This is a genomic window from Corallococcus praedator, from assembly GCF_003612125.1.
GTDB lineage: Bacteria > Myxococcota > Myxococcia > Myxococcales > Myxococcaceae > Corallococcus > Corallococcus praedator.
In genome coordinates this window covers 1-9,176 of record NZ_RAWI01000370.1, presented here as the reverse complement: position 1 = coordinate 9,176, position 9,176 = coordinate 1, and the positions used below count along the sequence as shown (strand labels likewise).

The 9,176-nt window shown below is 70.7% G+C and carries 8 protein-coding genes; 3 read left to right on the top strand and 5 right to left on the bottom strand.

Going from position 1 to position 9,176, the window contains the following annotated elements; translation table 11 throughout:
• Together D7Y13_RS32945 and D7Y13_RS32940 are read left to right on the top strand one after the other, a co-directional pair.
• Positions 1-345, top strand: a 345-nt coding sequence (locus D7Y13_RS32945) for a tetratricopeptide repeat protein (protein WP_147452545.1), incomplete at its 5' end; no start/stop codon positions are given.
• Between the two features lie 14 nt (positions 346-359).
• The gene (locus tag D7Y13_RS32940; protein WP_120585997.1) at positions 360-1,133 is read left to right on the top strand and encodes a YdcF family protein; all 774 of its coding nucleotides are present in this window, start codon (positions 360-362) and stop codon (positions 1,131-1,133) included.
• 70 nt (positions 1,134-1,203) lie between these two features.
• Here D7Y13_RS32940 and D7Y13_RS32935 read toward each other — a convergent pair whose 3' ends face one another.
• The 5 genes from D7Y13_RS32935 to D7Y13_RS32915 all read right to left on the bottom strand — a co-directional run bounded on the left by D7Y13_RS32935 (position 1,204) and on the right by D7Y13_RS32915 (position 5,546).
• Positions 1,204-2,808, bottom strand: a complete 1,605-nt coding sequence (locus D7Y13_RS32935; RefSeq protein ID WP_120585998.1) for a bifunctional metallophosphatase/5'-nucleotidase — start codon at positions 2,806-2,808, stop codon at positions 1,204-1,206.
• 161 nt (positions 2,809-2,969) lie between these two features.
• Complete coding sequence (locus D7Y13_RS32930; protein ID WP_120538006.1) at positions 2,970-3,716, bottom strand: MBL fold metallo-hydrolase; 747 nt, start codon at positions 3,714-3,716, stop codon at positions 2,970-2,972.
• Complete coding sequence (gene coaD, locus D7Y13_RS32925; protein WP_120538010.1) at positions 3,713-4,210, bottom strand: pantetheine-phosphate adenylyltransferase; 498 nt, start codon at positions 4,208-4,210, stop codon at positions 3,713-3,715. Before coaD ends, D7Y13_RS32930 begins: the two co-directional genes overlap by 4 nt.
• A gap of 76 nt (positions 4,211-4,286) precedes the next feature.
• Positions 4,287-4,901 (bottom strand): TetR/AcrR family transcriptional regulator, encoded by a 615-nt coding sequence (locus D7Y13_RS32920; RefSeq protein WP_120538005.1) that lies wholly within the window; start codon positions 4,899-4,901, stop codon positions 4,287-4,289.
• A 108-nt stretch (positions 4,902-5,009) separates the two neighbouring features.
• Entirely contained in the window at positions 5,010-5,546 is a 537-nt protein-coding gene (locus D7Y13_RS32915) for an adenine phosphoribosyltransferase (RefSeq protein ID WP_120538004.1), read from the bottom strand.
• A 327-nt stretch (positions 5,547-5,873) separates the two neighbouring features.
• Here D7Y13_RS32915 and D7Y13_RS32910 point away from each other — a divergent pair, with 327 nt between their 5' ends.
• Complete coding sequence (locus tag D7Y13_RS32910; RefSeq protein WP_233596037.1) at positions 5,874-9,143, top strand: DEAD/DEAH box helicase; 3,270 nt, start codon at positions 5,874-5,876, stop codon at positions 9,141-9,143.
• Positions 9,144-9,176: the final 33 nt, after the last annotated feature.

Genomic DNA, 9,176 nt, shown 5'->3' with positions numbered 1-9,176 from the left:
CGCGGGAAGGGCGGGGACAAGCCGGCCGCGCCCGCGCCCCGGGGCATGAAGGGGTTCGTCTACTACTGGAAGGACCGTCGCCCGGAGGCGAGCGCGTCGTACCTCGTGGGCATGGATCATCTCCGGGGGGGCAACGCGACGCAGGCGCAGTCGGAGTTCCGGCGCTGCGTGGAGGTGGATGCGGCCTCCGTGCTGTGTCACCTGGAGCTGGGGCGGATGGGGGCGCGCAAGGGGCAGGCCCGGGAGGCCCGCGAGCACTACCAGCGCTACCTGGACCTGGAGCCGCAGGGGGACGACGCGGCCGAGGCCCGCAAGTACCTGGCGGGCGGGAGGAAGACCCGGTAGCCCGGCACCCCGCGATGTTCCTCGTCCTGTCCAAGGTGTTGGATCTGCTGCTCTCCCCGCTCACCTGGGCGCTGCTCCTGGGCGTGGGCAGCCTGCTGTGGCGCAGGCGGGTGCGCGTGTCGGTGGCGCTCCAGCTCGCGTCGCTCGCGGTGCTGTACGCCTTCTCCATCGAGCCCGTGGTGGCGCTGCTCACGCGGGCGACGGAGGGCGGCGCGGTGAGCACCTTCCGGAAGGAGACGGTCTACGACGCGGTCATCCTGCTGGGCGGAGGGCTGGACGCGGCGGCCACGGAGCGCTCGGGACAGCCGGAGTACAACGCCGCGCCGGAGCGGATCATGCGGGGCTTCGAGCTGCTGCGGGACGGACGCGCGAAGCAGGCGTTGCTGTCGGGCGGCACCCTGGACGCGAGGCCGGAGGCGGTGGTGGAGGCGGACGTGCTGGCCGGGCAGTTGGAGCACTGGGGCATCGCGCCCGAGCGCATCGTGAAGGAGGGCCGCAGCCGCAACACCCGCGAGAACGCGCTCAACGCCGTGCCCCTGGTGCGCGGGCACGGCTGGAAGTCCCTGCTGCTGGTGACGAGCGCCGCGCACCTGCCGAGGGCAGCGGGTTGCTTCGCGGCGGTGGGGATACGTGCGGACACGCTCGCGGTGGACGTGCGCTCCTCGCCCATTCCGCCGGCCCGCATGAGCTGGCTGCCGCGCGCGGGAGGGCTCAGTCAGAGCACGGACATGCTGCGCGAGCTGGCGGGGCGCGTGGTGTACCGGCTGCGCGGGTGGACCGCGCCGTAGCATCGCTTCGCGGCTTCAACGGCAGGGCACGCGGACCGCTCGGATGCGAGGCGCCCTCCCCATGGCTTCGCTACTTCATCGAAGGCGGTGCGCGCAGGCCGCCTGGAGGCGCGCCCACCAGCGCGATGCGGCCCTGGGGCTTCGCTTTCGGCGCGGGCTTGCCGGTGCTGAAGGCCCCGGTGAGCGCGTCCCAGGGTGACGGGAGGTCCTTGCTCGCCGGAAGCTGGGGCTGCTCCTTGAGCATCGTGTAGCCGTCGTTGCCCGAGGCCACGAAGCTCAGCGTGGCCAGCCGGTACACCGCCGCGTCGTCCAGCGTCCGGCCGCGCACCTCCACCTTGGTGATGCGGTCTCCGGGCGGCTTGCGCAGGTCGTAGGTGAAGCGCATGCCGGACACCTGCGGGAAGCGGCCGGGCGGCTTGCCGTCCACGCTGCTCAGGCTGACGCCGTTCTCCAGCGCCGCGCGCAGCGTCGTCCCCGTCACCTCCAGCACCACCAGCTCGTTGCGGTAGGGCATGAGCGAGTACAGCTCCCGCCGCGTCATCTTCCCCGCGGGCAGCACCCGGTCCGCGCGCACGGCGCCCCCGTTGACGAGCGCCACGTCCGCGCCCGTCGCCTCGCGGAACGTGTCCGCCAGGAACGAGCCCAGGTTCGTCTCTCCCAGCCGGTTCTGCGCGCTGCGTGCATCCAGCGCCACCGGCGAGCGGCCAATCCGCTCCGCCAGCGTGGCGAGCAGCGGCGCGTAGGCCTTCATCTGTTCGTTGAAGGCCGCGTCGTCCGGCACCTTCGCGGTGATGGGCAGCACCTTCCACGCCAGCTTCTTCACCGCGCCCGTCTTCGCATCCAGGTCCAGCGTGAGCCGGCCCAGGTCCACCGCGTCCTCGTCCAGCTTGAAGATGGGCGTGCCCGCGACGGTCTCCTCCACGCGGTCATGGTCGTGCCCGCCGATGATGACGTCCACGCGCACGCACTTGGCCAGCTCCCGGTCCTGCTCCACCGCCAGGTGCGTGAGCGCCACGACGAACTGGGCCCCGGCCGCGCGCACCTCGTCCACGGAGCGCTTCGCCGCCTCGCAGTACGGCGTGATGCGCGTGTCCTTGCCCGGCTTGGACGAGTTCTGCGTCTCCGGCAGCACCACGCCGAAGATGCCCACCTTCACGCCGCCCACCTCGCGCACGTCCCACGCCTTCATCCCGTCGAACACCTGGCCCGACTTCACGCTCATCACGTTGGCGCCCAGCCACGGGAAGCGCGACTGCTGGATGCGCGCGCGCAGCACGTCATCCCCGAAGTCGAACTCGTGGTTGCCCACCACCGCGTAGTCCACGCCGAGCGCGTTCCACGCGTCGATCATCTGCCGGCCCTTGAGCGCCTCGCCCGCCACCTCCGCGGAGGACTCCACCGAGGGAGAGATCGTGTCCCCCGCCATCAGCGTGAGGACGTTCGGGGACTCCTTCAGCGCCTGCTTTCGCAGCGTCGCCACGCGCGACAGGCCGCCCCGGTTCTGGGACGTGGGCTGGAACTGGTACACGTCGTTGAGGTGCAGCAGGGTGATGCGGACGGTGTCCCCGGCGGGTGCGGGCGTCGGCGTCGGTGCGGCGGCTCCAGCGGAGTGGGCGGCCAGCACCAGCGCGAGCGGCAGGAGCGCGGCCCGGGCGCGCACGGTCATCTTCGTCATCAAGGGTCGTTCTCTTGCGGGGGCACGGGGGAGCGCCAATTCCACTCGGCGTAGCGCACTCGGCGCATGAAGGCGAGCGGACCGGATTTGGCGCAACGCGCAAGGCACGCGTCCAACTTCCCGGAGGAAGAAGGGCATCCAACCGACCGCGTGCCTCCCCGTCAGACGGTGTAGCGCCGGCCCTGCACCAGCGGTTCGATGACGCTGGTGCTCGCGTCGAAACCGTCCGGGTAGTGGATGAGGCGCATCTTCGCTCGCGTCGTTTCAGGCAGCGCGGCGAGCTTCTCGTAGGGCGTGTGCACGCCGTAGTTGGTCTCGTGGATGACGAGGTCCGCCTCCGACAACCAGGCAATGAGGCCCTCGTCGAACGCCGTGTCCGCGCTGTAGCCCAGGCACCTGCCGCCCGCGCGGATGCGGAACGCGGTGGTGGGCACGTGGTGGTAGGTAAAGCGGCACTCGATCTCGAACGGGCCGTGGCGCACCGAGCGCTCCAGGTGCAGCGGCGTGTGCGTGAAGTAGTCCTCGAAGTGCTTGTGGCTGGGGCCCGCGCCCTGCTGCTCGATGAGGCACTCCATGCCCGCGGCCAGGTGTCCTTCCCACAGCCGGCGTGTGACGCTCGGGTGCGCGAGCAGCTCCATCTTCCGCTGCAGCACGAAGAAGGAGAAGTACGCCAGGCTCTCCAGGCCGGAGGCATGGTCCGCGTGCAGGTGCGTGAGGGCCACGGCGCTGACGCGGTCCACGTCCAGCGCCACGCCGGAGGACTCGGACGCCTCGCGCATCATCTTGCGGATGGGGTGCGGACAGTCCAGCAGCAGCACCTGGCCTTCCGCCTCCAGCGCGAGGCACGACGAGTAGTACAGCGCGGAGAACGCATCACCGACGCCGAGGGGAACGAAGGACAGGCTCATGGGTGGCTCCGGAGGGAAGACGTCAGCCGCTCGCGCAGCATCGCGACGACGGCGGGAGGGCAGTAGGCGGACACGTCCTCGCCGCGCGCGACGCGCTCCTTGAGGGCGCTGCTGGACACCTCGGCCAGGTGCGCCTCGGCGGGGAGAAAGAGGGTGGAGATTTCAGGCGCGAGCGCGCGGTTCATCTGCGCGAGCTCCGTCTCGAACTGGGCATCGGTGGCGCCCCGCACGCCGCGCAGGAGCACGCTCGCGCCAATCTCCCGCGCCAGCTCGACGATGAGCCCCTCGGTGTGCGTGACGGTGACGTTGGGGTGCCGGGCCACCGCGCCCTGCACCAGCGCCACGCGTTCCGAAGCGGTCAGCAGCGTTTGCTTGTTCGGGTTGACCGCCACCACCACCACCACGTGGCTGAAGAGGCGCGCGGCCTGACGCACCACCGACAGGTGCCCCGCGGTGACAGGGTCGAAGCTGCCGGCATAGAGCGCGATGGTCATCACGACACCCCACGAACAGTCCCGGCCGTGCGGGCCCGGAAGGAAGGAAACCGCCACGACGTCGAGCCGAAGCGCGTCATGCGTCGTCCCGGACCAGGGGCCCCGCCGCATCCAGCAGCCCCGCCGCCATGCGCTTCACGGTGCCCGCCGCGGACCCCGGAGGCACGAGCCCCGGCGCGCTCGCGGAGAGCACGAAGTAGCCCTGGATGGCGGCGAACAGGCCCGCGGCCAGGGGGCGCGCCCGGCGCTTGCCCACCACCGCCGCGACGAGCGACTCCAACTGCTCCAGGTCCGCGCGCACCACCGCTTCGTACGCGACGCGCACTTCCGGCTGCCGGATGGCCTCCGCGCTGATGGTGACCCAGCCCGACACCGCCGCCACGTCCGAGTCCGGCCCGGTGGCGAGGAATGCGTCCACGAACGCGTCCAGCCGCCCCCGCGCGTCGTCCGCCGCGAGCCTCGAGGTCCGGGTGGCGAAGCGCTGCCGCGCGCGCGAGGCCAGCGAGCCCACCAGCGTCAGGAGGATCTCCTGCTTGTCCTTGAAGTGGTAGTGCACCAGCCCCGCGCTCAGGTTCGCGGCCCGGGCAATCTCCGCCACCGACGCGCCCTCGTACCCGCGCTCGGCCATGGCCTTGAGCAGCCCGGCGACAATCTGTTCCCGGCGCGCTTCGGTGTTGGAGGGACGGGGCATGGGCGATTTGTTTCTAGGTTGGGTGACCAACTTATAAACAGCGCCAGCGCGGACGTCAACCCGACCCGGGGGACGGGTCGGGAGGAGGCGCCAGGGAAGGGCAGGGGCCTAGAAGGTCAGCAGGGAGGTGACCTTGTCGGGGCCCAGCCGCTTCGCGCCCTCCAGGAAGTCGAGCGTGATGAGGAAGCTGAAGCCGACGAGCTGCCCGCCCAGGCGGCTGACGAGCCGGGCGGTGGCGTCCGCGGTGCCTCCGGTGGCGAGCACGTCATCCACGACGAGGATGCGCTCGTCCTTGAGGATGGCGTCCTCGTGCATCTCCACACCGTCCGCGCCGTACTCCAGGGAGTAGCGCTCGATGATGCGGCGGTGGGGCAGCTTGCCGGGCTTGCGGGCGGGGACGAAGCCCGCGTCCAGCGCCAGCGCCATGGGGGCGCCCAGCAGGAAGCCGCGCGACTCCACGCCCACGACCTTGGTGATGTGCTTTCCCCGGAAGGGCGCGGACATGGCGTTGACGACGCGGCCATAGAGGCGCGGGTCGGCCAGCATGGGGGTGATGTCCTTGAAGACGATGCCGGGCTTGGGGAAGTCCGGCACGTCGCGCAGGACGGCCTGGAGGTCGGAGACGAGCGTGGGGTCGAAGGACATGGAAGGGGGCTCTCCGGGAGGACGACGGTCAGTGCGGGTGCCAGCACCCTGGGCTTCCTGGGCTTCCAGGTGTCCGAGGCGGCCCGTGTCCCCGGCGCCGGGAGCGGCCGGCCGGGCGTGCCCCTGGACGGGGGCGCCTGGGGGAAGGGGCCGGAAGGCGGGCGGTCGGGGACGGGACCAGGGCATGGCGGACGTTGATGATCTCACAGCTTCGCTCGGGGGGACGTCATCCACCGGCGGACGCCATATTTTTTCCCGCGCGCGGGGAAGCCTTCGCTGTGTTAAGCGAGGCGGTTCCCCCCGACCAAGGCCAAGGAGTCTGGGGCATTGCAAGCCGTGCAAACCACCGCCGACACCCGAGACCCTCTCTCCCCGCAAGACGGACTGTGGCTTCGCGCCCTCAAGGCCGAGGTCCAGCCCCCCACGTTCAAGAAAGGTCGAGAGGTGGCCGAGGGCCGCCGCGTATTCGGCCTGACACGTGAGCCCGAACGCATCCGCGCGCAGGTCGCGGCTCCGACGGGCGAGCGCTATGACGTGGTCCTGATGCCGGCAGAGGGGAAGGTCGTTTCTTCCTGCACCTGCCCGGTGTGGAACACCACCGGCCCGCACTGCGAACACGTCGTCGCCGTGGCGCTCATCTACGCCGCGCGTTTCCGTCCGCCTCCGCCGCCGCAGAAGGCCGCGCCGCCTCCGCCGCCCCCTCCGATGCCGGAGGACGACGGGATGCCTGCGGACGACGAGGTCGAAATCCCCAGCGACGCGCCGGGGATGGAAGGCGTCACCCTGCCCGCGCTCGCGAAGGTGGAGAGCTGGCTGGGCCTGTCGTCGCTGCCGGACTACGAGTTCCTCTACCGGCTGACCCCCGCCAACACGAGCACCGGTGGCTCCACCGGCCGTCACTGGGTGGTGGACGTGCGCCGCCAGGACGCGCAGACCAAGGGGCCCGTCCACGTGAAGCGCCTGCTCCAGACGGGCAGCCGCATCGCGCCCCCGGACGAGCGCATCTTCATGGTGCTCGCGCGCCACGAGCAGCGCTACGACTCGCGCATCGTGCTGTCCGACGAGGACCTGGTCGAAGTGCTGGAGCTCTTGCGCCAGCGCCGGGTCATCTACCGGGGCACGCCGCTCGTCTACATGGACGCGCCCGTGCGTCCGCAGATCCACCTGGAGTCGCGTCCGGACGGCGCCACCGCGCAGATTGAGCTGCTGTTCCCGGACGGCGTGGGCCTGCCGCTCAAGGACGTCATCGTGCTGGCGGGGCGGCGCACCTGGGTCATCCAGGCGCAGAACCTCCACCCGGTGGAGCCGGACTTCCCGCCGCGCCTGTTGCGCAAGTGGCTCCTGGAGCCGTCCATGGCCTTCCCGGCCGGACAGCTGGACCGGGTGCTGACGTTCTTCGCCGCGCACCTGCCGCGCTTCCGCATGTCGCTGAAGGCGGACGACATCGAGGTCGACGAGGCGGTGGAGCCGCGCTTCGTGCTCACGCTGGAAGGCGCCGCCGAGCGCGTGAAGGTGCAGCTGGCCGCGCGCTACGGCCAGACGACGGTGGCGGTGTCGCCCAACGCGACCCACCTGGGCTACGCCAGCGGCGTCGGCGAGGACGCCCGCAAGCTGTACCGCCGCCGCGACGAGGTGGAGCGCGCCGCGGGCAAGCTGCTGATGGACCAGGGGATGCGCTTCGACGTGCCCACCCTGGCCTTCGAGGCGACGGGCGACGCGGCCCTGGAGTTCTGGGCGCGGGGCCTGGCGAGCCTGCCGGAGGAGTGGGAGCGCTACGGCGTCACCGCCCCCAAGGTGCGGCTGCGTCCGAAGCTCAAGCCGCGCATCCGCGTGGGCATGAGCGGCGTGCAGTGGTTCGACCTGGACGCGGAGTTCGTCACCGACGATCAGGCCGTGGACCTGGGCGCCATCCGCATGTGGCTGGACTCGGGGCGCAAGTTCGTGCCCCTCAAGGATGGCTCCTTCGCGGAAGCGGACACCGCGGAGATCAAGCGCGTGGCGGACCTCCTGGAGGAGGCCGGCGCCATGCCGGGCCGCACGCGCACGCGGCTGCCGCTGCATCAGGCGGTGGCGTTGGATCTGCTCGCGGACCTGGGCGAGTTCACCGAGGTGGAGGCCAAGGCGCGGCAGGCGATGCTCGCGCTGCGTGAGACGTCGGGCGTGCCGAAGGTGGCCGCGCCGGAGGGACTCCAGGCCACGCTGCGCCACTACCAGGAGTCAGGCCTCTCCTGGCTCTGGTTCCTGCGCCGGCACGGGCTGTCCGGCATCCTCGCGGACGACATGGGTCTGGGAAAGACCATCCAGTCCCTGAGCCTGATGCAGAAGGTGGCCAACGAAGAGGGCCACAAGCCGTCGCTGGTGGTCGCGCCCACGAGCGTGCTCGCCAACTGGGAGCGCGAGGCGGAGCGTTTCACCCCGGGCCTCAAGGCCATGGTGTGGCACGGACAGGACCGGCGTGAACGGGCCGAGGACCTGAAGGGCATGGACCTGGTGCTCACGTCGTACGCGCTGGTGCGCCGCGACCTGGAGCAGCTGTCCCAGGTGGGCTTCCGCTACGTCATCCTGGACGAAGCGCAGAACATCAAGAACGCGGACAGCGCCACCGCGCAGGCGTGCAAGTCGCTGCCCAGCGAGACGCGCCTGGCGCTCACCGGTACGCCGCTGGAGAACCGGCTGTCGGAGCTCTGGAGCATCTTCGACTTCCTGATGCCCGGCTTCCTGGGCAGCGCGGAAGGCTTCAGCGACCGCTACGAGCAGCCCATCCAGGTGGCCAACGACGCCACCGCGAAGGACCGGCTGCGACGGCGCATCCAGCCCTTCATCATGCGCCGGCTCAAGACGGAGGTGGCCAAGGACCTGCCGCCGAAGACGGAGAGCGTCGCGTGGTGCGAGATGGAGCCCGGCCAGGCCGCGCTCTACCGCGAGGTGCTGGAGGAGAGCCGCCGCAAGGTGAACGACTCCATCGAGAAGGTGGGCTTCAAGCGCAGCCGCGTGTCCATCCTCGCCGCGCTGATGCGCCTGCGTCAGGTGTGCTGCGATCCCCGCCTGCTGAAGATGCCGCCCGGCACGCTGTTGCCGTCCAGCGCGAAGCTCGAGCGCTTCATGCAGCTCGTGGAGGACCTCATCGCGGAGGGCCACCGCGCGCTCGTCTTCAGCCAGTTCACGGAGATGCTGGAGCTCTTGAAGCAGGAGGCCGACAAGAAGGGGATGACCTACCTGTACCTGGACGGTCGCACCAAGGACCGCATGGGCAAGGTGGACGAGTACAACCGTCCGGACGGGCCGCCGCTGTTCTTCATCAGCCTCAAGGCGGGCGGCACCGGCTTGAACCTCACCGCGGCCGACTACGTCATCCACTTCGACCCGTGGTGGAACCCGGCCGTGGAGGATCAGGCCACGGACCGTACGCACCGCATCGGGCAGACGCGCGCGGTCATCAGCTACAAGCTGATCACCCGCGGCACGGTGGAGGAGAAGATCCTCAGCCTCCAGCGTCGCAAGCGGGAGCTCGCCGCCGGCGTGCTCGGCACGGACGGGGACGACATGGGCCGCACGCTCACGGAGCAGGACATCCAGGAGCTGTTCACCGAAATCTGATGGACCCCAGGAGCGGGTGGAAAGGTTGTGGTC